The organism is Bacillus sp. FSL K6-1033, from assembly GCF_038630765.1.
GTDB lineage: Bacteria > Bacillota > Bacilli > Bacillales > Bacillaceae > Bacillus > Bacillus altitudinis.
Window position 1 is genome coordinate 2,974,878 of the sequence record NZ_CP152041.1, and the last position, 24,097, is coordinate 2,998,974.

Genomic DNA, 24,097 nt, shown 5'->3' on the forward strand with positions numbered 1-24,097 from the left:
AACCAGCCGGTTCACTTTTTCATTACATTTAACGTATGAAGAAGATGCTTCACTTTCAGTCTGACTCTTTCATGTAAATGAGCAGTATGCTCCTTTTCTTCTGCATTGGCAGCAGCGATACAAAGATGATGTACCTGGATACTTGTCTCTTGTTTAATGAAGTGCATCAGCTCGCCCATCAGCTGGACAGACGCACCATCTGATATCGTTCCTTTCAGCACAAGCCAAACGGACAGCTCTCCTTCTTGATGCATCCCGTAAAGAAGGACATCTTCCTCGTCATCTTCAGCGGCGTATTGCTTCGGCCCATCAGATTGACTAAGAAATAAGTTCCCTTCCTCATCATCCAGCATGTCATGGAGTGCTTCAGTTCCCGTTCCAAGGGACCGTGTCCAAAAGAAACCCCCGCTTTTCTCATGTGATGAAAGGATGCGCAATGGCTGATGAGTAGAAAATGTCATTCCGTTTGCGCCATATGTTTTCCACCCATCCGCTAAGTTCAGCCTAGAGTGTTCATAGATGGACGCAGGTTCAATTACCAGCTGAGGGTTTGCCCGCAGTGGATGTTGGAGAGGTGTTACATCTGTTTCATACACCCGGTTCACCCGTTCGGTGGTTAACACATGATGCGGTTCTCCCAGCATGTCCGTCTTTCCTTCATTCAGCAAAAGCAGACGGTCACAATACAAACTGGCAATGTTCACATCATGAAACACACCGATCACCGTTAAGTTAGAGGAAACCGTCTCTTGTTTAATCAAATCGAGTAACTCTTTTTGATAGGCTAAATCAAGAAAACTGGTTGGTTCATCCAGCAATAAATAGTCAGGGCACTGAGCCAGCGCTTGGGCTAAGTAAACCCGCTGCTGTTCTCCACCGCTTAACTCATGGATGGATTGATTCTTAAATTGAGCAATATCTGTTTGGTCCATCACCTTGCTGACAATCTCGATATCTTCTTTCGTAACAGATTGCAGCCACCCTTTCTGATAAGGATAACGCCCAAACTGAACCGTTTCTTCCACTGTAAATGAAAAGGCCTGATCGGTCTTCTGTGGAAGAACCGCCAATTTTTGTGCAAGTGCTTTTGGCCGGTAGGATTGAACTGGATGGCCACTTAGTGTTACTTGGCCGCTCTCAGGTGCTAAAATACCTGCGATCATTTTAAGCAGCGTCGTCTTACCGCTCCCATTCGGACCAAGGATGCCGAGGAATTCCCCTCGCTCCACTTCAAAACTCACGCCGTGAATGACCTCTTTTACACCATATCCTCCTCTAACTTCCTTCACTTGAATCATAGATGCGTCCCTCCTCTATATCTGCGGATGAGGATGATGCCAAAGACAGGAGCACCAATTAACGCCGTAATGATGCCAATAGACAATTCAGTCGGTTCAATGATCGTACGGGAGAGCACATCTGCTAAAACGAGAAAAGAAGCACCATTCAGCATCGACAAAGGCAGCAAATGACGATGATCCGTAATGGATAAAAGACGGATAAAATGTGGAATCACCAATCCTACAAATCCGATCGTTCCTGACACAGCCACCGCACTTCCAGTCAGAATCGAACCAGCAAGCAGCACCACATATTTGCTCCGTTTCACATGAACCCCTAACAGTTTTGCCTTTTCTTCGCCATATGTCATCACATTTAAATCTCTTCCCATCAAGATCAATGCAAATGTACCAATGAGGAAAAAAGGAAGGAAAAGAGCAATATATCGCCAGCCTCTCATAGACACACTGCCTAGAAGCCAATGAATAATCTCTTTTAAATCATCACCTGTTAACGCAATCATTAATGAAATGAGGGCTCCTAAAAAAGAGCTAAAGATGACCCCCGTCAAAATTAAAGAAGAAATGCTCATTCCTCGGTGAACCATACGGGCAAAAAAGAGGACGAGACATAGTGTGACAAGCGCTGTTGTCATACTCAAAAAAGGCAGTGTAAAACTGCCAAGAAAAGGAAACTGCAAACTGAAAAACAATGTGGCTACAGCCCCCACAGATGCCCCTTGAGATACCCCAAGTGTATAAGGGTCAGCGAGGGGATTTTTTAATAAACCTTGAAAGGCTGCACCAGATAACGCCAGAGCTGCTCCGACTAACGCCGCTAATATCACTCTCGGCAGCCGGATATTCATCATAATATTGCGGTCAATCGCATCAATGGTTCCGGCCTGAATTCCAAATACTTCATGAACAAAAATCCGAAGTATAGAAGGAATGGGAATCCCTAAACTGCCAAATGAGATTCCCATTCCAATGCTCACCACAAGAAGTAAGACACTTGCTGTGTATGCGATGATGATTTTATTTGAACGTGTCAGGATAGATGCTTTTCGCAAGAGCCTCCACTCCTTCAACCAATCGCGGTCCCGGTCTTGATGCCAGATCCGTATTCAATTGAAAGACTTGTTTTTCTTTGACTGCTTTGATCGCCTTCCAGCCGTCTCTTTTTTTCAGATCAGCTAAACTTGCGCCATCAATCGTAACGATGGCATCAGGATTTCGTTTAATAATTGATTCTTCCGTCATTTGCACCCAGCCTGTTTGGTCGCCAGCAGCATTTTTTGCATGAATGACAGACAACATTTCGTCCATAAACGTTTGTTTACCTGTTGTATAAATTTCAGGCGCACCTGATACTTCGACAAAAACTGTTTTTTGTTTGTCTTTGGAGATGGATTCTGCTTGTTTTTTGATGTCATTCAGTTTTGATTTCATCTCGTCTACAAGCTTCGTTGATGCCTTTTTTACGCCAGCTGCTTCACCAATCATATTAATAGACTTATACACATCTTTGAAGGAAGCTGCATCATTAACAGTCAGCACTTGAATACCTGCATCTTCAAGCTGTTTAAATCCGTCTTTTGAACTCATTTGTGATGCATGTGCTAAGACAAGATCAGGTTTTAAGGAAATAACCTTCTCTACATTGAAATCAAGACCGCCAATCTTCTCCACCTTTTCTACTTCCTTTGGATAGTTGTCAAAGTCTGATCTACCAACGATTTTATCTCCAAGACCAAGGGCATAGGCAACCTCTGTATTACTTGGAATTAACGAAACAATTCGTTTAGGCTGTTCTTTGATTTCAACGGTTTTACCAGCTGCATCTTTGATGGATACAGGAAATGCCGCAGCCGCTGTCTCTTTAGGCTTTGAACTGTTTGTTTTTTGGTCCGTTTCCGCACCTGCACACCCTGCTAAAACACCGATCACAAGTAACAATGATAGCCAAATACCAGTTAACTTCTTCATCAATAAACCCCCTGCTTTATGTACTGCTTGACGTCATCTCTTTCGTCAATTCTTTTCTAATTTCGGGAATATTATACTACAGTGCAGATAGGTTGTATATGTGATTCCGAATACGTCTTGTCTGTCCTTTTAAAAGAAAAACAGCCTTTGACGTGGCTGTTTTCACTTCCGCTATTGGTTGATATGTTCACCATTAATGACAACTTTCTGAAATGAAGGAGATACTGCATGTTCCAATGAAAGAGGGTACGTGACATCGTCAATGACACAGTCTTTCATTTTAAAGTGTGTGACCGGGGAATGTGAGTATGCGGCGATCTTCACGCCATATCGCCCTCCGCTACTTTTTAACCCTTCTACTTCAATATGACGGACTACAGGTCTATGCGGACCGGCATCCCCTTCCTCATACATCATGTCGATACAGACCACCTCATGCTTTAAGCTTTTCACTAGATTGTTTTTAAAATAGATGTGTTCAATGGTACCGCCCCTGACAGAGTTGGTCTTAATGCGCAATGCCCTGTCGAGGTTCGGACTGTCCATGACATTATCCTCTGCATATACATACTTGACGCCTCCAGAGATTTCACTCCCGATCGTTACTCCGCCATGACCATCACGCATCGTATTTCTACGAATGACGATGTTTTCAGATGGAACACCGATTCTCCGGCCGTCCTCATTTCTGCCCGATTTAATGGCAATACAATCATCGCCATTATCAAAATAACAATCTTCAATGAGCACATGTCGGCACGACTCTGGATTCACACCATCTGTATTTGGGCCATGACCGATGATATTCACCCCACGGACGATGACGTTTTCACTTAACACCGGATGGACTTGCCACATCGGTGAATCCTTTACTGTTACTCCTTCAATGAGAATGTTTTGGCAATTGTATGGCTGGATAAAGCTTGATCTTAAATAATGTCCTTCGCCAAACACTCTTTCTTCCACTGGTATTCTTTTTTCAGCCATTTCAAAAAGAAGCTGACGATCCCGATCTTGAGAGGGTTGACCATTTGTTCCATACTTCCAAGGCCACCAGTGGTGTTCATCCCCCCTCCCGTCCAGCGTGCCTGCTCCTGTAATCGCGATATTTTCTGCATGATGGGCATAAATAAGTGGTGAATAATTATAAAGCTCAATTCCTTCATATCTTGTTAGAACAAGCGGGAGATAATCACGTGTATCTTGGCTGAAGGTCACATAGGCGTTTTCATGAAGATGAAGCTCTACATTGCTTTTCAATTCTAGAGCGCCTGTCAAAAATGTCCCTTCAGGAATCAGCACACGCCCTCCTTTCAAACGATGTGCATCATCGATGGCAGACTGAATAGCATTTGTCGAAAGCTCTATCCCTTTGTTATCTGCACCATAATGAATGACATTGAATTCACGATCTGGGAACTTTGGCGCTTTTATCTGCTTTAACACCTGATCTATGCCATTTGTTTCTTTGTCTTTTTTCCCTTGCTTTGCTAAACGTGCGAGTCCAATTCCTGTTAGTACTGTTCCTGCTGTCACATACATCAAATTCCGTTTTTTAGACATTTCCTTATCCCCCAGACGTCTTAAAGTGTCACACCTGTTTTAAAAATGGCCAGCTCTCTAAAATTGTTTTTTTCATGATTTAACAGCTTTCCACTCGCCACATCAATCACCGTGGCAATGAATTTCTCTAGCACCACATCTTCTGGTACATCTTCAAGCAATTCCCCCGCATTAAAGTCGATCCAATGTTTTTTTGTTTCATATAAAGCGGTATTGGTCGATACCTTCATCGTTGGAACAAATGTGCCAAACGGTGTGCCTCTGCCTGTTGTAAAGAGGACGAGCTGACAGCCAGACGCTGCGAGAGCAGATGAAGCAACCAAATCATTCCCAGGCGCACTTAATAAATTCAATCCTTTTCGTTTTAGCAGCTCCCCGTATGTTAAAACATCCTTTATAACGGAAGTACCCGCTTTTTGTGTGCAGCCGAGAGATTTATCTTCTAATGTCGAAATTCCTCCTGCTTTATTTCCCGGGGAAGGATTTTCATATACTGGCTGTCGATGATCCATAAAGTATTGTTTAAAATCATTGATCATCTGCACAATATTGTCGAATGTCGCTTTTGATTCCGCTCTCTCCATTAAGATCTCTTCAGCCCCGAACATTTCCGGCACTTCTGTTAAGACGGTGGTTCCGCCTTGAGCCACAATGAAATCGGACAGTCTACCTAAAAGTGGATTTGCGGTAATGCCTGAAAACCCATCTGATCCTCCGCATTTCAAGCCAATTTTCAGCTCAGATAACGGAATGTCTTCACGCTGATCTTCTTTCGCTGCGTCATAAATTTCCTTGAGTAAAGCGACACCTTTCTCAATCTCATCCCCTACTTCTTGGCTTCTTAAAAATTTCACCCTCGTCTGGTCATACTCCCCTAATGTAGCTTTAAAATCCTCAATATCATTGTTTTCACAGCCAAGCCCTAGAACAAGAACCCCTCCAGCATTTGGGTGCTTTACGGCATTTTGAAGTATTGTTTTTGTGTTTTCATGATCATCCCCAAGTTGTGAGCATCCATAATTGTGCTTTAATACTAACGCCGTTTCAAAAGGATGGATGCTCCCCCCCATTTCAGCGGTAAATATTTGAATGATTTGATCGGCAATGCCATTGACACACCCAACTGTTGGGACAATCCAAAGCTCATTTCGTATACCACTTGCGCCATTTTTTCGTTTATACCCTTTGAATGTCAGATTCGTTTTTTCATAGGGGTTTTCTGTTAAAGAAGGGCGGTATTCGTAATCGAGCTTACCTGATAGATTCGTTTTGATATTGTGCGTATGCACCCATTCTCCAGTCGAAATCGCAGTGGATGCATGACCAATGGGGTAGCCATATTTGATGATATTCTCTTTTTCTTTGATCTCAGCCAATGCAAATTTATGACCTTTAGCAACGGTTTCTTTTAAAATGATTGTATGACCTTGGTGCTGAAGCTCTTCGCCTTGCTCAAGCACTTTTAAAGCGATGCCAACATTATCTGAAGGATGAATCACAACAAAGTCCCTCATGCCTTCTCCCCCTGACTTTCATATTGAAGTATTTGGTGAACAGCAGCTCTCATGCCATTTTCATGTATGCAGGTGAGCTGCTCGGCTACTTCATCCTTCAGCCCTGCGATCCTCGTCAAATCCATCCCCCATAAAACTTCGTTTGAAAGAAGTTGATCGACCATTAATTCATAGGAATGGTCCACTTCCTCCCATGCTTCCTTCATGAATGTCATCACAGACTCATCATCCTTTATTTGATCTGCATGGACTTGATAAAAATAAATCAAACTGCTCAGTGAGAACATAAGCTTCGTAGGCAACTGTTTTTTTAGCTCTATATAATCTAGAAGAGACGGGAGAATACGCGCCCGAAATTTCGATACACCATTTAAGGCAATATCGAGTAATTGATGTTTGACAAAAGGGTTGCAGAATCGATCCCAAACGGATTGTGTATAAAGAAGCAGCTCTTCTTCAGGAAGTGGCAAACTTGGCAGCACTTCCTCCTCAAGCATGCGGCGAATGAACACACCAACATGCTCATCATTCACCGCTTTTTTGACAGTATCCAAGCCACATGCATATGCAATTGGCACCATCGCTGTATGCGCACCGTTTAAAATGCGAACCTTGCTCATACGATAGGGAGCGATATCTTCCACAAAAAGCACGTTTAACCCTCCTTCTTGAAAAGGAAGCTCTTTTTGAACAAACGGAGGTGCTTCAATGACAAACAGGTGATAATATTCTGCCGTGACAAGCAATTCATCGATATACCCCTCTTCTTTTTGAACAGTCTCCGCTGCTTTCTGAGAAAATCCTGGGACAATCCGATCAACTAACGTATTACAGAACGTGTTGGCTTCCTTCACCCAAGCCACAAAATCAGGCGGAAGATTCCACTCAGCTGCCATTGTGATCACATATTCTCTTAATCGATCACCGTTTTGTTCAATCAATTCACAAGGTAAAATGATCAAGCCCTTTTTCTCATCTCCTGAAAAAGCTTTAAAGCGGTGATACAAGAAGGCTGTCAGCTTTCCTGGAAAACTTGCTTGCGGCCGATCTTCTAATCGGTCCTCTTTTCTTAACACAAGTCCTGCCTCTGTTGTATTAGAAAAGACAAAGCGCACATCAGGACTTTCCGCTACATGTAAAAAGGCTTCATAATCTGTATATGTGCTGATTCCCCTGCTGATGGATTGAATGACGATCCGTTCGTTCATTTCTTTTTGGTCATGAAATCCTTGAATACATAAAGTGTACAAACCATCTTGTTCATTTAGAGCGGTCACTGATCCTTTTCGAGGAGGAACAACCACTGCTCTTCCTTTAAAATCTGTACAGTCATTTAGCTTCTGGATCTGCCAATTCATAAATCCCCGCATAAAGTTCCCTTCGCCAATTTGGAGAATGGTTTCAGGATATTCAGCCACTGGGTACACATCTTTGGATAATCGTCTCAAACGCTTTTCCTCCCCGCATTTTTTGCACACGTGAACATTTTTATTTAAAAGATGCTGATTACTGCACCTTTTTTACTGAATCTCTAATCATCAGCTCTGTGTGGACATACACTTTTTCCAGATGATCGTCTTCTTGTTTTTCACCGTTGATGACTGAAAGAATGGCTTCTGCTCCAAGCGCACACATTTTTTCAATTGGCTTTTTGACTGTTGTGAGGGCAGGCGTTGTATAAGATGAAAATGAAATATCATCAAAACCGATAATAGAGAGATCATCAGGACACCTTTTACCTTTTGCAAACAATGCATTCATCGCACCAATCGCCATGTCATCGTTTGAGCAAAAAAGGGCAGTTGGCGGATCATCAAGAGTGAGTAAGGCTTCCATTGATTCATAGCCGCTCTTCATATGATAGTCGCCTGTGATCATGTATTCTTTCTTCATGGGTACATGATGGTCAATGAGCGCTTGCAAAAAACCAGCTTTTCTTTCCTGTGTGGATTTAAACCCTTCTTTCCCTTCAATAATGGCAATTTGTTTATGCCCTTGCTGAATGAAATAGTGTGCAGCTTGGTATGCACCTTCACCATCATCTGCTAATATATTCATCACTTGATTACTTTCTACACGGCGATTCAGTACAATAATGGGAATGCCCTGCTTTTTCACATGATGGATAAACGCTTCATCATGCTCGCTTTGACTCATGAGCAAAATACCATCATACCGCTGTTTATGAATGGTTGTGTAATCGTGAAAATCGTCAATTCCTCTTACAACCAAATGATAGTTTTCTGTTATCACACTGTTGACGCCTTTTAATGCATCAACAAAGAAACTTGAGGATGTGCCTTCTGTTAAACTCGTAAAAAACAGACCAATTGTAAATGATTTTTGCGAGACAAGGCCTCTGGCATGGACATTCGGTGAGTAATTCAGCTGTTTTGCAATCGACAAGATGTTTTGTTTTGTTTTCTCTTTAATAAAAGGACTATTATTCAAAGCCCTTGATACTGTGGTATGAGAAACGTTTGCCAATTTTGCTATATCTTTGATTGTGACTGTCATGCTATTCCGCCTTTTATGATTTTTTATCATCTTATCATAAAAACGCTTTCATATTCCTGCTTTTTGTTCATATCATCTTGCTTTTATGCGGAAGCTCATTTGCCCGTTCAAATTGAAAATACTGCTTTGCATTTTCATAGCTGATTCCTTTTACCATTCCCCCTAGCAAATTGAGATCATTAGGCGCTTCACCTTTTTCCACCCAATCTCCAATGATGTCACATAACAGTCTACGGAAATATTCATGTCTTGTGTAAGACAGGAAGCTTCGTGAATCTGTCAGCATCCCTATAAATCGGCTGATCAGTCCGATACTGGAAAGTGCCATCATCTGCTCTGTCATTCCCTGCTTTGTATCATTAAACCACCAAGCTGTTCCATGCTGCATTTTCCCAGGAGTCTTTCCATCTTGAAAACTTCCAGCTATTGTTGAAATCACCACATTGTCCCTTGGATTCAAGGAATAGAGGATGGTTTTTGGCAATGCATGTGCTTGTTCTAACCGATCTAATACGCGGCAAAGAGGTTTTGCAATGTCTTCATCATTCATTGCATCATATCCGGTATCTGGTCCAAGCCGCTCAAACATTTTTGAATTGTTGTTTCTGAGCGCATTGATATGAAGTTGCATCGCCCATCCCCGCTGAGCATATGCCTGACCTAGTTCAATGAATGTGTGCGTTTTAAATTGAACCTTCTCCTTTTCCGTCAATGGATGTCCAGACATTCTTTTATGAAAAATGATCGTAGCTTCTTCTTCCGTCGTGTCTTCGTACGTCATTTCGTTGATGGCATGATCTGAAATCAAACAGCCCTGTTCATGAAAGAAATCGATTCGCATATGAAGTGCTTTTATGAAGTCTTGATAGGATTCGATCTGGATAGATGAAACCTCCGCCAGCTGATGAACATACTCGATAAACAAGTCATTTGTGATATCTAATGCCTTATCTGGCCGAAACCCTGGCAGCACTTGCACAGAAAAGCCTTCTTCCCGCAGTTGTTGGTGATAAATCAACGAATCTACCGGATCGTCTGTCGTCACAACCGTTTCAACATTTGATTTCACAATGAAATCTCTCGCACCAAATCCGTCTCCTTGCAACTTTTCATTTACTTTTTTCCAGATGATGTCTGCGCTTTCTTCATTCAAAAGTTCTTCGACATCAAAATATCGTCTTAGCTCTAGATGGGTCCAGTGATAGAGAGGATTTCCAATCGTCATCGGAACGGTTTTCGCCCATGCTAAAAATTTCTCATAATCTGAGGCATCTCCTGTGATATGTGTTTCAGGTATCCCATTTGCTCTCATGGCGCGCCATTTGTAATGATCTCCGTAAAGCCATGCTTCGGTTATATTTTGGAACGTTTTATTTTCATAGATTTCTTTTGGACTTAAGTGACAATGGTAATCAATAATCGGAAGGTTCTTTGCAAACTCATGGTATAGCTTTTCCGCCGTTTGACTGTTTAATAAAAACTGCTCATCTAAAAAAGCTTTCATCAAACTCCCCCATCTCTTATAATGATAAAAATGATTTTGTTCACGTTAACAATTTTATTGTAATCGTTTACAAAATCGATTTCAATCCTAAAACAAGAAAAAACGATCTCCTTTAGAAAAGAAAATCGTTTTTTGGCTATTTTACAGATGGTGTTTTCTTTAGGATAATCGCAATAGTTGTTCCTTGACCTAATTCACTTTCTACTTGAATATCGCCATCGTGTAGCAAGACAAGCTCTTTTGCAATCGCCAGTCCTAATCCTGTTCCATTTGTTGGATCATTCGTATTTGTCCCTCTATAGTAACGATTAAATAAATGATCCACCGTTTCTTGCGCCATTCCGCGTCCGTTATCTTTCATTTCGATCCGAACTTCATCATTTGTTTCAGATAGAACAGCTTGAATAAGAGTACCTTTCTGGTTATGCTTCACTGCATTTGCCAGCAGGTTCTCAATGACTCGTCTAAACCAGGCTTTATCAATCTCAAATATGACACCCTCTGTTTGATCTTCAAAGGATGACATATAATCTTCAGAAAGCGTGCTTCTTGAAAACTCGTCCATAATGGAGGCTAAAAATTCACCAAGCTCAACAGGTTTTCGATTAATAGGCAATGCACCATTTTTCAATCGATACGTGAGGTTTAAATCCTCAATCAAGGTCGACATGTATTCTGATTTCTCACGAATGACTTGTCCCATTTCCATGACTTCTTCCTTGGACCATTGGTATTGATCTGATTCTAGCATTAATCCATAGCCGTAAATCGTGCTAAGAGGCGTTTTTAGATCATGAGACAGCCCTGCGATCCATTCTTCCCTTGTGGTTTGAATTTTTCTTCGGTTTGCTTCATTCTCTTTTAACGTATTGGTGAGCTGATCCATTGTTTTAAGGATATCCTCAAACAGCCGGTACTCCCGCTTAATACGGCCCTTTTTATTTTTACTTACTGGAATACCTTTTCTATTTGTTGGCTCCTGCAATTTATTTCTTGATAAGAAAATCAGCCAGCGGATAATGTGATAGATCGGTAGCCCATAGCGATACGAGTACCATAATGTCATAACGATAATAATCGTAAGCGCAAGACCTGCAATCAAAAGCGTTGTATATTGGTTTAAAGCCTCTGTCTCTTTATCATAAAGCTCGTCTGGGCTGTATACTTTGTTTGGCACCGAAACAATCATATACAGATCTTTATTCACTCTGATATAAGACAGGTCACTTCTAAACTCCCAAGGCTTTGATTGATACTTGAGCAGTTCAACATCCGTTACGTTATTTTTCAAATTATTTTTGGCTCGGATACCTTTTAAGTATTTTCCTTCTTCATTAAACAGATGCACCGATCCATTCATTCTTTTCAAAAATTCTTTTGTTTCAACTGAATATTGAGACAATGCAGCCAGATTTTTTTCATGCTGCTTGAGATAATTGGCTACCTTTGTGCTGTTCGTTTTAAATCCATATAAGACGATAAAGCTTTCTTGATCAATCTCAATTGGCCAGAAGTACATCTTGTAATCTTTAAATTGTCTTTTTTCAAAGATCTTGATCATTTCATCCTTTTGATAGGATGTTGGAATGTTTTTAGGGAGTTGATAGCTATAGACATTGCGTTTTTTGGAATCAATCACTTGCAGCCAGCCATCACGTTTTTCCACTGCTTGTTTGAGCTGATCATCGGCTTCCATTTTTCCATCCTCGTTAAAATAAAGCCAGCTCATGAGTGTATCTCCATCTGCCTTCGTTAAACCAGTTTCAGTCATATTCTCATAGCGTTTTTGAAAATAAAGATTTTCAGAGAATGTTTGCCCGATCGTTAGAATGACGATGACAATAAACATTTGTCCGACAAAGTGAAAGAAAAGTTTTGTTCGTAAATTCATAAACTATTGAAGAACCTTCACAGGTTGCGGAATGAACTTATAGCCCATACCACGGATCGTCACAATATATTCAGGCTGACTTGGATCTAACTCTATTTTTTCTCTCAGCTTTCGGATATGAACCATGACAGTGTTGTTGTCACCATATGACGGAACACCCCATACTTTCTCATAGATTTGATCTTTTGAAAGTACCACATTCGGATGGTCACAAAAATACTTCAGCAAGGACAAAAGCTGAGCTGAGCAAGCCGTCACCTTTCCCCTTACTTTCAACTCGGCTGCATGAGGATGGTACGAGAAATGAGCATATTCATATTGACTGTGCGCTTCTTCCTGCTCCTCCTGTAAGGAGATATAAGTTCGGTTTAAGTGCGCCTTAATTCTAGCTACTAGCTCTAACGGATTAAATGGCTTTGTGATGTAATCGTCTGCACCTTGTGCAAATCCAGTCAATTTGTCTACATCAGACGTTCTTGCTGTTAAATAGAAAATCGGTGCCTTCGTCATTTTCCTGATTTCAGGCAGAACATCAAAGCCTGACTTACCGGGCATCATCACATCTAGAAGTAAGAGGTGGATGTCCTCGTTTTTGACAATATCTAATGCTTCATCTGCATGATAGGCTTTATAAATATGTTGAAACCCTTCTTTTTTTAATACGCGTTCAACCATTTTTACAATTGCTTCTTCGTCATCTGCAATCAATATTTTTGCTGTTTCCACGCATCTCTTTCCTTTCTAGCTATGATCTCTAACCGTATATTACCATTGTCCAAAGTAAAAAAGTACCTCTTTTCTGCATAAAAGCGAAAAAAGATCAACTGGAGAAAATGGCATAACAAGGTAATATCAAAAAATGCAAAAAAAACCCGGTCATACATACCGAGTTTTTTGTCCATCTATTATCCGTTCACAGCTTCAAGCTTTCTTTCATGATTCATTAAGTCATATGTTAAACAGATCGGCTTATTCGTTCTCGGATCAAGAACAATTTCTGCATCGATGTGGAACACCTGACTGAGCACCTCTTTTGTCATGACCTCATGAGGCGTACCATCTTTAATGACTTTCCCTTGATTGAGGGCAATCATGTAATGTGAAAAGCGTGCAGCATGATTCAGGTCATGAATCACCATCAGCACCGTTCTGCCCTGCTCTCTGTTTAAGCGTTCTAATAGCTGAAGGATCTCCAGCTGATGAGCAAGATCTAAATACGTCGTTGGTTCGTCTAATAAAAGCAGCTCTGTTTCCTGAGCGAGTGCCATCGCAATCCATACCCGCTGACGCTGTCCACCGGAGAGTGCTTCAATTGGCCGGTCATGAAATGCAATCATTCCCGTCTCCTCAAGTGCCCATCTGATGATTCGTTTGTCCTCATTTGATAAACGGCCAAATCCATTTTGATGCGGGAAACGTCCATATGACACAAGCTCATAAACGGTCAGACCACTTGGTGCTTCAGGCGTCTGCGGTAAGATGGCCATTTGTTTTGAAATTTCTTTTGTTGGTGTTTGATGGATAGCCTGGCCATTTAAATAAACAGCACCTTGATGGGACTTCATAATACGAGACATTGTTTTTAAAATCGTTGACTTCCCGCACCCATTCGGCCCAATTAATGTCGTCACCTTGCCTTTTGGGATGCTGATATTTAAATCGTCTACAATCAAACGGTCATGATAGCCAATACAAAGCTTTTCTGTTTCAAGTGATTTCATCTGTTGTACTCTCCTTCCTCATTAGTTCGTTTTCATCAATAAGTAAATGAAGTAAGGTGCGCCTAAGGCAGAAACGACAAGTCCAACGGGCACCTCTGATGGAGCAAGTATGACACGCCCAAGTGTATCTGCAAGTAATAACAGCAGTGCACCAATCATAGCGGACGCCGGTATCATTCCTTGATGTTTCGGTCCAACTAGCTTTCTTGCGAGGTGTGGTGCCGCTAACCCTAGGAACGATATACTCCCTGCAACAGCGACACTTGCACCGGCTAATGCAACTGCAATCAGCATGAGAAAACTTCTTTCTTTATGAACTGAAATCCCTAAGCCATAAGATATCTGATCACCCAAATTCATGATATTTAAGTAGCGTGCCCTCACCATCGCTAATACAAGAAAAATCAGCATCCACGGCACGACTGATAAGACATATGTCCAACTTGAGCCCCAAATACTTCCTGACAGCCACACAATGGCTTGGTTAAAATCATTTGGGCTCATCTTTAATTGAATGACCACAATTGCTGCCGAAAATGCAGCATTGATCCCAATACCAGTTAAAATCAATCGAACAGGCGTAATGCCCTTTTTCCACGCTAGCACATAAATGAGAAATGCAGCAAAGGCTGCCCCTGCGAAAGCGAAAAGCGGCAGTACAAATATCGTAAAATCACCTAAGTTCGACATCGAGCCCTGAAAGGCAAAGATAAACAAAACAACCGCAAAACCTGCACCCGCATTTACACCTAGAATGCCGGGATCAGCTAAACCATTTTGAGAAACACCTTGCCAAATGGCTCCTGATACAGCGATAGAAGCGCCAACAAGTAAAGCGATGACCATCCTCGGAAGTCTGAACTCGAATAATACAAGCTCATCCATTTCACTTCCGAGTCCAAAAAATGTTTTGAATGTATCCATCGGAGAAATCCTTATCTCTCCGGTATTTAAACTTATTAGGAACACAGCCACGATGGCTAAAAAGATCATGACCATCGTTCGTTTGTATTTCTTTTTCTTTGCCTGCTGTACCATTTCCATTTAAATTCCGCTCCTTTCACGTCTCGCTAAATATAAGAAGAAAGGAACGCCTATAATGGCTGTAATGGCACCAACTGGCGTTTCAAACGGCGCATTGACAAGCCTTGCCGCAATGTCTGCATAAATGAGCAAAATAGCCCCTAAAATAGCTGAGCAAGGGATAATCCAGCGATAGTCAACGCCGACCAAGAAACGCGTAACATGAGGAATCACAAGCCCGATAAAGCCAATAGAACCTGCAACTGACACGGCTGCACCTGTTAAAAGGATCACGACCAATATGCCAAGTACCTTGACTGTTCGTGTATATTGTCCAAGCCCTTTTGCTAATTCATCACCTAAGCTTAAAACCGTGATGGAGCGGGCAAGAATCATTGCGATGATCAGTCCTACAGCCGCAACTGGAATGATGATCTTAATATTGCTCCAATTCACACCAGCCACACCGCCTGCGTACCAAAAACTCATATCTTGCGCGACGTCAAATCGAATGGCAATCGCTGAGGAAATTGAGCTTAAAAGTGCGCCAACAGCCGTACCGGCTAATGCGAGCTTCACAGGAGTAAGTCCCCCTTTTGAAAGGGTTCCAACCCCAAATACAATAGAGGCGCCAAGTGCTGCACCCAAAAATGACCAAAGAATTAATGTAAAAGAAGATTGGCCTGGGAAAAAAGCAAACGCAATGGCAATCGCAAATGCAGAGCCATTTGTCACACCCATGATTTCAGGAGATGCAAGCGCATTTCTTGTCATGCCTTGCATGATGGCACCCGATACTGCTAAAAAGGCACCGACAAGTGCGGCACCAACTGTACGCGGCAGCCTTAGTTCCCTAATGATTTGATGTGAGGTTTGTTGTGAGTCAAAATGAAAGACGGCTTCCCATACCGTGTGTAAATGAATGTTTGCCGCTCCTAGCGATACTGATAAAAAAAGACCAAATGCTAAAGCAATGATTCCTATGATGACAACAGCTGCTGTACCAAAAGGCTTTGTCACAATATCTATCGCATCATCTTTAGCTGACAGCTGTTTATTCGATTGTGAGCCCAAAACCAGTCTCTTCCTTTCCGTTCATATCTATTCGTTATTAATGATAATGATTATCAATCTCGGAGTCTAGTATATCACTTTCTTCACGTTTTGAAATCCTTGTTCTGATAAATTTCTTTATTTTCATCAAAAAACCGGGAGAATTTCACCATTTTCATTTTGGTCATAAAATAGCCGATGCATTTTTTCTTCTATCATGTTAAGATATAATCGCGAATGAGAATCATTATCATAAACAATTGAATAGGAGCGAACTTTAGTGAAAAAACGAACTGGACTTCTTTTGATTTCCTTCATGACCCTTATGATTTTTACTGCTGCTTGCGGCAGCACTTCCAATAAAGAATCGGGAGCCAAAAAAAATGACACGATCACCTATCAAGATGTAAAGGGTGAAGTGAAACTGCCTCAAAACCCAAAACGTATTGTGCTTCTGGCGGAAAGCTATTACGGGGATCTCGTCACACTCGGCAAAACCCCAATTGCTGCCACTGCGCCCATCTTTAAAAACCCTTTCTATAAAGGAAAAACAGATGGAGTGAAAAATATTGGAAAATCTCCCTCTGTTGAGAAAGTAGCCTCTTTGAAGCCGGATATGATCATTGCTTGGGGAGAAGATGAGAAATTTGATCAATACAAAAAAATTGCACCTACAGTTGCCATTCAATACAATCAATATTCGTTTAAAGACCAGCTAAAAGAATTCGGTAAAATGACAGGTACATCAAAAAAAGCAACGGATTGGATCACAAAATGGAATGCCAAAATTGCTGAAGTGAAACCAAAAGTAACAAAAGCTGTAGGAAACAAAACCGTTTCGATCGTATCACCATTCGATAAGGGCATTTACATTTTCGGTAACACTTTTGCACGCGGTGGTGAAATCATTTATGACGAGCTGAAATTAAAAGCTCCGAAGGCCGTCCAAAAAGAAGCCATCGACAGTGGTGTCGGTTATGCAAACATTTCTCTTGAAAAGCTTCCAGAATTTGCAGGTGATTATATTTTCACAAGCCCATGGAGTGGTTCAAAAAGTAATGGCGATCAAGTGTATAAAAGCAGCATCTGGGCATCACTTCCTGCTGTCCAAAACAAACGCGTATTTGAAACAGATACAGTCGGTTACTTCTTTAATGACCCTGTGTCACTAGAAGGTCAGCTCGAATTTATTGTGGATCGATTAACATCTGCCTCATAAAAAAATACGTTTCTCCAATGCTGGAGAAACGTATTTTTTAAACTGTACCTTTGGCAAATTTTTTGGACATGAATGGGTACAGTAAAATGCCAACTAAGAACAATCCAATACCAAGACCAAATGTTTTTAAATCAGCTGTGCCTGAAATAATGACCCAAGCGGAATACCCCATGGCCACAAGCGCAATGATCCCGTCTCTTGTCCGGTTTCCTTTTTGGAGCTCATATGTGTCACCTTGCATGATGACCTTAAAGCTGTAGATCGACGACACGATATACGGAATGAGATACGCAAGTGTCGCTGATGTTGTTAAGAAAGTAAAGGCTTCATTAATCGTACGGGACATGACTGAGAAAATAAACAGCTGTGACATGATATTTGTGACAGTCAAAGCAAAAACAGGACTACCTTTTTTGTTTGTTTTTGCAAACACTGCTGGGAAATCGCCAGCTTTTGCTGCTTGATAAGGGACTTCAGAACCAAGCAAAATCCAGCCAAGCATCGAACCAAATAAACAAATGATCGCAAGAAGTGCCATGACAATTCCGCCAGCCGGCCCGATAATGAGCTGAAGCACGTCTACGAATGGTTTATCAGAACCTTGCAATTGATCATGCGGCAGAACGCCCATTGTAATCAAGGTAATAATCATATAAATAGACAGTGCAATTAAAAGTCCTGTAATCGTCGCACGTTTGACATCACGCTGCGAGGAAGCTCTTCCTGATAAAATGACAGCAGATTCGATGCCGATAAATGCCCATAGTGTGGAAATGGCCGCATGATGAATTTGGCCTCCAAGTCCGAGCACTCCTTCACCACTTGCTGCTTCAACAGGAAAGTAATAATGTTCAAATAATGCGGTTTGGAATGCAAATAAGCCTGCGACAATAAAAAGGACGAATCCAAGCACCTTTGAAAAGGTCGTAATAAAGTTCAGCTTACTTGCTGCGCTTAAGCTTGTAATTAAAATCGTATGAGTTCCCCATAGAAGGATTGTACATACGATAAACGTTGTGAGCTGACCAAGTGTGATCGCTTCTTTTCCAAAAGTAAAGATCTCCGTTTTCACGGTTAAAATTGGGAAAAAGGTTGTTAAATAACCAGCTAGGCTTGTGATAATGGCGACATTACTAATCCAACTTGCCACCCAATATCCCCAAACCATTGTAAAACCGGCTGCTTTTCCTTTTTTCGGATCTTTAAAAAGCGCTCTTGCATAGCTTTGTGGTCCAGCTGTCAGCTGCGGTTTATGAATGGACAAATGTCCAAACACAAAGGCAATCATCAGTACGCCGCCACCTGTGACAAGCCATGCCATCGTCACACCTAAAGGACTTGCATGCTGGGCAAGTGTACTAGGCAGCATAAAGATGCCTGAACCTACCATATTTCCGACGACAAAAGCCGTCAATAACCAAAAACCCCATTTTTTTGTCTGTTCCATTTTCGTACCTCCGTTATATTCACTTTGGACCAGACCCGGCAGTATCTTCATTGATATATTTGTGAAGCAATGACTTGCATTCTTTATGTTCATGTTGGGTCACTTTCTTACCAGCATACCCTTTTCTTAGGCAATCAGAACATAAAAAAAAGCCTGAACAAAAGTCCATGCTTTTCAAAACATACACCTTGATCTCCGGATAGCCCTCCACGCTTCAAAGACGTGGCAGTCCTGCATTTGTTCAATGCAGACCCAGCATAAAGAAAGTTGGAGCTCTCTCTACACTTCGGCGCTGATGCCTTTTTTCTCATGATCAACGATTCCATCTCTCCCATGAGTGACTCATCATCCGCGCAACCTCTACCTCACTGAGACATAGCGTGAGGATTTCTATTCATTTTTACTACACGAAGGTTATCAAACATTCTCATATCTGTCAAAGGGAAAAACATAGAAAAAAGGCAGAGAAATGATTCTCCGCCTTTTTGTCAGCTTATTGATGGTTGTTTTTCTTCTTTTGGACAGCTTCTTGAAGCGGATCGCCTGCTAGTTCTTTACTTGCTTCTTCTAACAGCTGATCAACCTGCTGATGGTCTTTCTCGCTTTTCGCCTTTTTATCCTTTTGGAAAAATGACATCGCTATTTCCCCCCTTTTCATAAAATGCCTTTGCCTGTTTAATTTGTGCTACAGCGCTCAGCATTATACAAAGAGGAGCGGTTCATTCATCGTGAAAGGTCTGTCTCATTTTTTGCAAATACGTTAGAAAGGTCTTTAAGTCTTCCTCTGTGAAGTCTGACATCATATGCTGAATCACCTTTCCAAAAAGACGTGTATGCTTTTCGTAAATAGCCAGCCCTTTTTCCGTGGCTTCTAGCCGGACAAGGGAATGATCGTCCTTGTCCCGTTCTCTCTGAATGTAGCCTTGCTCACATAATTTATTGAGGGCAATGGAAGCGGCACCTGGGTTGAGAGAGAGTCTTTGTTTGAGCTCTTCAGCATGTGATACTTTTCCTTGTATCAATATAGAAAGAGCATATATCTGTGGAGGCGTGATGTCTTTTTCTAACTCAAGTAACTTGCGGTTTAATTTACGGCTGACTTCATAATGTACAAGAACAATTTCTTTTAAAATGTCTGCATTACTCATCCGAATCGCATCCTTATCGTTAGTGTCAACATGACTTCCTTCTTATTATAGAATGTTTTTCCAAACAGCCAACTATTTTATCCCATTTTCTTTAGAAATAAGCCTTGCTGAATGGATTCACCCTTGATATAGTGAGTACTTGAACAAAAAACAGAACAGGAGTACGCATCATGACAGGAAAAACACATATTATGGGCGGAATTGCCGCCTCCACAGCCGTCGCCTATTATTACGGATTCGAACCAGTGACGATGGCTGCTGCTGGATCAGTAGGTGCCCTCATCCCAGATCTATGTCATACGAAAAGCAAAATCGGCAGGAAATTCCCGCTCCTTTCCACACTGATCAGTAGTGTGTTCGGTCACCGCACCTTTACACATAGTTTATTATTTCTGCTGATCATTTATTTTATTGCGACAACATACATTCCAAATGACAGCCTCAGTACCGGGTTACTAGTTGGGATGGCAAGCCACCTCATCCTTGATGCAGGCACAGTGAACGGTATTAAATTTTTGTTCCCTGCAACCATGAAAGTACGTCTCCCCTTTTATGTCAAAACAGGCAGCACAGGAGAACAAGTCGTACTAGCTGCTCTGACCATTGTCACCTGCTATTACATGGCTGTCATTTGCGGAATATCCATCCCATTGCCGTTTTAGAAAAAGAAAAAGAGTTTTGCAAAAAAGCAGGATATGAATTGATCATTCCTCATTTTTTTAGTAGTTTTAAGATAAGTGTTTTTGCCTTGCAGCTGAATACAGAATGGTGAGGAGTTACATAAATGAAAGCGTTTTTCAAAAATCACTGGTTTTTAGTGTACTCCATCCTCTTTATGTGGATGAAAACATACATCATTTATCAATTCGGATTTCATATACGAACGGCCAATCTGTTTCACGAATGGCTGCTTTTGATCAATCCACTTAGCTTTTTGCTCCCTTTGTTTGGGATTGCTCTTTTCTTAAATGAAACGAAACAAAAGGTCTTTTTATTGACCACAAATTTTATTTTGACAGCCATTTTGATATCGAATACGATCTTTTACGGTTTTTATATTGATTTCATTACCATTCCTGTCTTATTTCAAGCAAAGAACATGGGAGATATGGGCAGCAGTATGACTGAATTGTTTCATCCGCTATTTATACTCATGCTGATTGATTTTGTGGTGCTGGCATGGCTTTTAAAACGGAAACCGTTATCACCTAAAGCGTCTTTTAAGACAATCAAAACATACTATGTGGTTTGCTGCAGCTTGCTATTGTTCCATGTCAGCTCAGCTTTGATGGACCACCCTCGATTTTTGACAAGCTCATATGATCGAGAAGTCATTGTACGAAACCTTGGGCTGTTTCAATTCCATTTGTATGACGGTGCCGCTCAAACAGCACGAATTGGACAAAAAGCCTTTGCTGACGAAGATACACTTTCAACAGTGGCAAACTACACAAAAGCTGATTACAGTGCACCGAATGAAGACTACTTTGGACTTGCTAAAGGCAAAAATGTCGTGTTCATTTCACTTGAATCAACGCAGCAATTTGTCATGAATCAAAAGGTGAATGGACAATACATCACGCCATTTTTAAATGAACTTGCCAAAAAAAGCTTCTATTTTGATGAATTTTATCAGCAGACAGAACAAGGCAAAACGTCAGACTCAGAGTTTATCGTCGCAAACTCCCTCTATCCATCTAGCAGTGGCGCTGTCTTTTTCACAGCGAGTGACAACGAATATGACACACTGTACAAGCAATTGAAAAAAGAGAATTATCAATCCGTCCAATTTCATGCGAATAATAAAACGTTCTGGAATCGTGATGTGATGTATGAATCTCTTGGGATTGACCGCTTTTATGATGTCGATTCATTTGATGTCAATGAACAGAATTCGACTGGCTGGGGCTTAAAGGATATCGACTTTTTTGACCAATCCATCGATTATTTAAAAAAGCTGAAGACGCCTTATTACAGCACGTTTATTACCTTAACCAATCACTTCCCATTTGAAATTGATCCAAAGGATCAGTTCATTGATGAATACGATTCAACTAGCACCATTTTAAACCGCTATGTGACCACCGTCCGCTATCAAGATGAAGCCATCAAAAGGTTCTTTGAACGAGTGAAAGAAGTAGGACTATATGAAAATACAATGTTTGTCCTGATGGGAGACCACTATGGCATTTCAGAAGCACATCATGAGGCAATGGCAGAGCTGCTGAAGCAGGATGAAATCACACCGTTTGATGCGGTTAAACTGCAGCGGGTCCCTTTTTTGATTTACATTCCTGGAGTGACAGACGAGGCCCCTCAAACCATTTCTGAAACAGCCGGTCAAATGGATGTCAAACCGACACTTCTTCATTTACTCGGCATTGAATCAAAAGATTCTATTCAATTTGGGAATGATCTTTTCTCCAATGAACGGACACCGTTCGCTGTGCTGAGAAATGGAAACTTTATTACGGATGATTATCTTTATACAAAGAACACGTGCTATGATCAAAAAACAAAACAACCTGTTGAAGAAGATGAAGTATGCCAGCCTTATATAGAAAAAGCCAATAAAGAGCTGTCTCTATCAGATAAAGTGATCAACGGGAACTTACTACGTTTTTATCAGCATTAAAAGCTGCCCTCTGGCGGCTTTTTCTTTTCTCTTTTCCTGAAAGCCTATGAATGGTCAAATAAGTTTGATTATAATAAAGGATACACATGATGTTGAATGATAAAGAGGTGTGATCATGAAATATTTATTCTTAACCTACGTCACCATCTGTTTGCTCCTGACTGGGTGTCAAACGGAGTCGACGTCATCAGATCAAAGCAAAAAGACAGAACTTGTGATTTCAGCGGCGGCAAGCCTGCAGGATGCTTTGAAAGAGATTGAATCTGCCTATGAAGATGATCATCCAAACGTGGCACTCACGAATAATTTCGGATCATCCGGCGCATTGAAACAGCAAATCGCTCAAGGAGCAAAAGCGGATCTCTTCTTCTCAGCAGCTGAAGAGCCTTTTGATGACCTTTTTCAATCTGGCGACATTGATCAGGATCATACAAAGGATGTCATACAAAATGAGCTTGTCCTCATCGTGCCAAAAGAAGGTTCCTCTTCTATCAAAACCTTTCGCGATGTTGATCACATAAAAGGAAAGATAGCGCTTGGCACACCTGAATCTGTTCCTGCTGGTACATATGCAAAAGAGATTTTCACAAAACTGAATATATGGGATCAAGTGAAACAGAATGCTGTCTATGGCAAGGATGTTCGTCAAGTATTAAACTATGTCGAAACAGGAAATGTGGAAGCTGGTGTCGTGTATAAGACGGACGCGCTCGTTTCTCGCAAAGTAAAGATAGTAGATGAGGCAAATCAAGACATGCATTCCCCCATCATTTATCCTGTTGGCATTGTTAAACAGACCGATCACATGAAAGAGGCGAAAGCATTTTTTCAATATATCCAATCAGATCCAGCCGCAGCGATTTTTAAAAAGTACGGCTTTCAAGTGAAATAATGCCGATGCTGACCGAAGATTTTCTTTCACCTATCTGGCTGTCCGTACAAGTGGCTGCTTTCAGCGGGTTATTGGCTGTCGTTTTAGGAACGTCCATTGGTTTTTGGATGGCCCGTACATCTTTCAAAGGGAAAATGATCGTGGAAACGCTCCTCATGATGCCGCTTGTCCTTCCGCCAACTGTCGTAGGATTTCTGCTGCTCGTTGCGTTCGGGAAGAACAGCGTGATTGGACAAGCGATTGAATGGATCTTCCATCAGCCTGTCATCTTCACTTATTGGGCAGCGGTCATTGCATCGACAGTTGTCGCATTCCCGCTCATGTATCAATCAGCGAAAGCTGGTTTTTCTACGATTGAGTCAGACATTGAAGGTGCTGCAAAAGTTGATGGTGCGCATTCTTTCCAGGTCTTTGCCTATATTACCGTCCCACTCGCACTGCCATCTCTTCTCTCTGGTGCGGTTCTAAGTTTTGCAAGGGCGTTAGGAGAATTTGGAGCGACTTTAATGTTCGCTGGCAACATTCCTGGGAAAACGCAAACCCTCCCAACAGCCATCTATGTGGCGATTGATTCTGGACGAATGGAACTTGCATGGGCTTGGACCATTTGTATTGTGATCCTGTCTTTCCTCATGCTGTTGGCTGTGCGCCGAAGCAGGAATTAAAAAATCCCCTTCTCAAAAAGAGAAAGGGATTCAGAT

General features: G+C 41.5%; 21 protein-coding genes and 1 riboswitch. Of the genes, 5 read left to right on the forward strand and 16 right to left on the reverse strand.

What is annotated here, in order from left to right; all coding sequences use genetic code 11:
- Positions 1-11: 11 nt before the first annotated feature.
- From MHH31_RS15380 to MHH31_RS15440, 13 genes are all read right to left on the reverse strand, one after another.
- A complete protein-coding gene (locus MHH31_RS15380; RefSeq protein WP_342494966.1) occupies positions 12-1,298 on the reverse strand; it encodes a heme ABC transporter ATP-binding protein in 1,287 nt (428 codons plus the stop codon).
- Complete coding sequence (locus MHH31_RS15385; RefSeq protein WP_342494967.1) at positions 1,295-2,353, reverse strand: iron ABC transporter permease; 1,059 nt, start codon at positions 2,351-2,353, stop codon at positions 1,295-1,297. The genes MHH31_RS15380 and MHH31_RS15385 overlap by 4 nt, the downstream gene beginning before the upstream one ends.
- Complete coding sequence (locus MHH31_RS15390; RefSeq protein WP_159145106.1) at positions 2,319-3,269, reverse strand: ABC transporter substrate-binding protein; 951 nt, start codon at positions 3,267-3,269, stop codon at positions 2,319-2,321. The genes MHH31_RS15385 and MHH31_RS15390 overlap by 35 nt, the downstream gene beginning before the upstream one ends.
- Before the next feature lie 171 nt (positions 3,270-3,440).
- The gene (locus MHH31_RS15395) at positions 3,441-4,832 is read right to left on the reverse strand and encodes a glycoside hydrolase family 28 protein (protein WP_058336917.1); all 1,392 of its coding nucleotides are present in this window, start codon (positions 4,830-4,832) and stop codon (positions 3,441-3,443) included.
- A 20-nt stretch (positions 4,833-4,852) separates the two neighbouring features.
- Entirely contained in the window at positions 4,853-6,346 is a 1,494-nt protein-coding gene (locus MHH31_RS15400) for an altronate dehydratase family protein (protein ID WP_342494968.1), read from the reverse strand.
- Entirely contained in the window at positions 6,343-7,794 is a 1,452-nt protein-coding gene (locus tag MHH31_RS15405; protein ID WP_342494969.1) for a tagaturonate reductase, read from the reverse strand. The genes MHH31_RS15400 and MHH31_RS15405 overlap by 4 nt, the downstream gene beginning before the upstream one ends.
- Before the next feature lie 58 nt (positions 7,795-7,852).
- Positions 7,853-8,863 carry a LacI family DNA-binding transcriptional regulator gene (locus MHH31_RS15410; RefSeq protein ID WP_017359253.1) on the reverse strand — a complete coding sequence of 337 codons (1,011 nt, stop codon included), beginning with the start codon at positions 8,861-8,863 and terminating at the stop codon, positions 7,853-7,855.
- Positions 8,864-8,930: 67 nt separating this feature from the next.
- A complete protein-coding gene (uxaC, locus tag MHH31_RS15415) occupies positions 8,931-10,367 on the reverse strand; it encodes a glucuronate isomerase (protein ID WP_342494970.1) in 1,437 nt (478 codons plus the stop codon).
- 136 nt (positions 10,368-10,503) lie between these two features.
- A complete protein-coding gene (locus MHH31_RS15420) occupies positions 10,504-12,258 on the reverse strand; it encodes a HAMP domain-containing sensor histidine kinase (protein WP_045034584.1) in 1,755 nt (584 codons plus the stop codon).
- Positions 12,259-12,261: 3 nt separating this feature from the next.
- A complete protein-coding gene (locus MHH31_RS15425) occupies positions 12,262-12,984 on the reverse strand; it encodes a response regulator transcription factor (protein ID WP_024719803.1) in 723 nt (240 codons plus the stop codon).
- A 179-nt stretch (positions 12,985-13,163) separates the two neighbouring features.
- Positions 13,164-13,979, reverse strand: coding sequence for an ABC transporter ATP-binding protein (locus tag MHH31_RS15430; RefSeq protein WP_017368048.1), 816 nt, complete (start codon positions 13,977-13,979; stop codon positions 13,164-13,166).
- Between the two features lie 21 nt (positions 13,980-14,000).
- Positions 14,001-15,023, reverse strand: a complete 1,023-nt coding sequence (locus MHH31_RS15435) for an iron ABC transporter permease (RefSeq protein ID WP_007500263.1) — start codon at positions 15,021-15,023, stop codon at positions 14,001-14,003.
- The gene (locus tag MHH31_RS15440; RefSeq protein ID WP_008347113.1) at positions 15,024-16,076 is read right to left on the reverse strand and encodes an iron ABC transporter permease; all 1,053 of its coding nucleotides are present in this window, start codon (positions 16,074-16,076) and stop codon (positions 15,024-15,026) included. It lies immediately after the preceding gene.
- 259 nt (positions 16,077-16,335) lie between these two features.
- On the opposite strand from MHH31_RS15440, the gene MHH31_RS15445 reads away from it, so the two are divergent.
- Positions 16,336-17,274, forward strand: a complete 939-nt coding sequence (locus MHH31_RS15445; RefSeq protein WP_342494971.1) for an ABC transporter substrate-binding protein — start codon at positions 16,336-16,338, stop codon at positions 17,272-17,274.
- A 37-nt stretch (positions 17,275-17,311) separates the two neighbouring features.
- On the opposite strand, the gene MHH31_RS15450 is transcribed toward MHH31_RS15445, so the two are convergent.
- The 3 genes from MHH31_RS15450 to MHH31_RS15460 form a co-directional block, all read right to left on the reverse strand.
- Complete coding sequence (locus MHH31_RS15450; protein WP_035701368.1) at positions 17,312-18,721, reverse strand: amino acid permease; 1,410 nt, start codon at positions 18,719-18,721, stop codon at positions 17,312-17,314.
- Positions 18,722-18,913: 192 nt separating this feature from the next.
- Positions 18,914-19,092, reverse strand: a riboswitch (Lysine riboswitch).
- A 122-nt stretch (positions 19,093-19,214) separates the two neighbouring features.
- On the reverse strand, positions 19,215-19,358 hold the full coding sequence (gene sspJ, locus MHH31_RS15455) for a small acid-soluble spore protein SspJ (RefSeq protein ID WP_008347117.1): 144 nt from the start codon (positions 19,356-19,358) through the stop codon (positions 19,215-19,217).
- Between the two features lie 82 nt (positions 19,359-19,440).
- A complete protein-coding gene (locus MHH31_RS15460) occupies positions 19,441-19,869 on the reverse strand; it encodes a MarR family transcriptional regulator (RefSeq protein WP_007500254.1) in 429 nt (142 codons plus the stop codon).
- Between the two features lie 170 nt (positions 19,870-20,039).
- Here MHH31_RS15460 and MHH31_RS15465 point away from each other — a divergent pair, with 170 nt between their 5' ends.
- The 4 genes from MHH31_RS15465 to modB all read left to right on the forward strand — a co-directional run bounded on the left by MHH31_RS15465 (position 20,040) and on the right by modB (position 24,061).
- Positions 20,040-20,531 carry a metal-dependent hydrolase gene (locus tag MHH31_RS15465; RefSeq protein WP_008347118.1) on the forward strand — a complete coding sequence of 164 codons (492 nt, stop codon included), beginning with the start codon at positions 20,040-20,042 and terminating at the stop codon, positions 20,529-20,531.
- Between the two features lie 122 nt (positions 20,532-20,653).
- A complete protein-coding gene (locus MHH31_RS15470; RefSeq protein ID WP_342494972.1) occupies positions 20,654-22,504 on the forward strand; it encodes an LTA synthase family protein in 1,851 nt (616 codons plus the stop codon).
- Positions 22,505-22,619: 115 nt separating this feature from the next.
- A complete protein-coding gene (gene modA, locus MHH31_RS15475) occupies positions 22,620-23,396 on the forward strand; it encodes a molybdate ABC transporter substrate-binding protein (RefSeq protein WP_342494973.1) in 777 nt (258 codons plus the stop codon).
- On the forward strand, positions 23,396-24,061 hold the full coding sequence (gene modB, locus MHH31_RS15480; RefSeq protein WP_041507764.1) for a molybdate ABC transporter permease subunit: 666 nt from the start codon (positions 23,396-23,398) through the stop codon (positions 24,059-24,061). The genes modA and modB overlap by 1 nt, the downstream gene beginning before the upstream one ends.
- The last annotated feature ends 36 nt before the right edge of the window (positions 24,062-24,097 follow it).

Bases quoted from the DNA above. Each gene is read 5' to 3' on its own strand.
- MHH31_RS15380 (WP_342494966.1), bottom strand. From the start codon at position 1,298: ATGATTCAAGTGAAGGAAGTTAGAGGAGGATATGGTGTAAAAGAGGTC.
- MHH31_RS15390 (WP_159145106.1), bottom strand. From the start codon at position 3,269: ATGAAGAAGTTAACTGGTATTTGGCTATCATTGTTACTTGTGATCGGT.
- MHH31_RS15395 (WP_058336917.1), bottom strand. From the start codon at position 4,832: ATGTCTAAAAAACGGAATTTGATGTATGTGACAGCAGGAACAGTACTA.
- MHH31_RS15400 (WP_342494968.1), bottom strand. From the start codon at position 6,346: ATGAGGGACTTTGTTGTGATTCATCCTTCAGATAATGTTGGCATCGCT.
- MHH31_RS15410 (WP_017359253.1), bottom strand. From the start codon at position 8,863: ATGACAGTCACAATCAAAGATATAGCAAAATTGGCAAACGTTTCTCAT.
- uxaC (WP_342494970.1), bottom strand. From the start codon at position 10,367: ATGAAAGCTTTTTTAGATGAGCAGTTTTTATTAAACAGTCAAACGGCG.
- MHH31_RS15420 (WP_045034584.1), bottom strand. From the start codon at position 12,258: ATGAATTTACGAACAAAACTTTTCTTTCACTTTGTCGGACAAATGTTT.
- MHH31_RS15430 (WP_017368048.1), bottom strand. From the start codon at position 13,979: ATGAAATCACTTGAAACAGAAAAGCTTTGTATTGGCTATCATGACCGT.
- MHH31_RS15435 (WP_007500263.1), bottom strand. From the start codon at position 15,023: ATGGAAATGGTACAGCAGGCAAAGAAAAAGAAATACAAACGAACGATG.
- MHH31_RS15450 (WP_035701368.1), bottom strand. From the start codon at position 18,721: ATGGAACAGACAAAAAAATGGGGTTTTTGGTTATTGACGGCTTTTGTC.
- sspJ (WP_008347117.1), bottom strand. From the start codon at position 19,358: ATGTCATTTTTCCAAAAGGATAAAAAGGCGAAAAGCGAGAAAGACCAT.
- MHH31_RS15460 (WP_007500254.1), bottom strand. From the start codon at position 19,869: ATGAGTAATGCAGACATTTTAAAAGAAATTGTTCTTGTACATTATGAA.
- MHH31_RS15465 (WP_008347118.1), top strand. From the start codon at position 20,040: ATGACAGGAAAAACACATATTATGGGCGGAATTGCCGCCTCCACAGCC.
- MHH31_RS15470 (WP_342494972.1), top strand. From the start codon at position 20,654: ATGAAAGCGTTTTTCAAAAATCACTGGTTTTTAGTGTACTCCATCCTC.
- modA (WP_342494973.1), top strand. From the start codon at position 22,620: ATGAAATATTTATTCTTAACCTACGTCACCATCTGTTTGCTCCTGACT.
- modB (WP_041507764.1), top strand. From the start codon at position 23,396: ATGCCGATGCTGACCGAAGATTTTCTTTCACCTATCTGGCTGTCCGTA.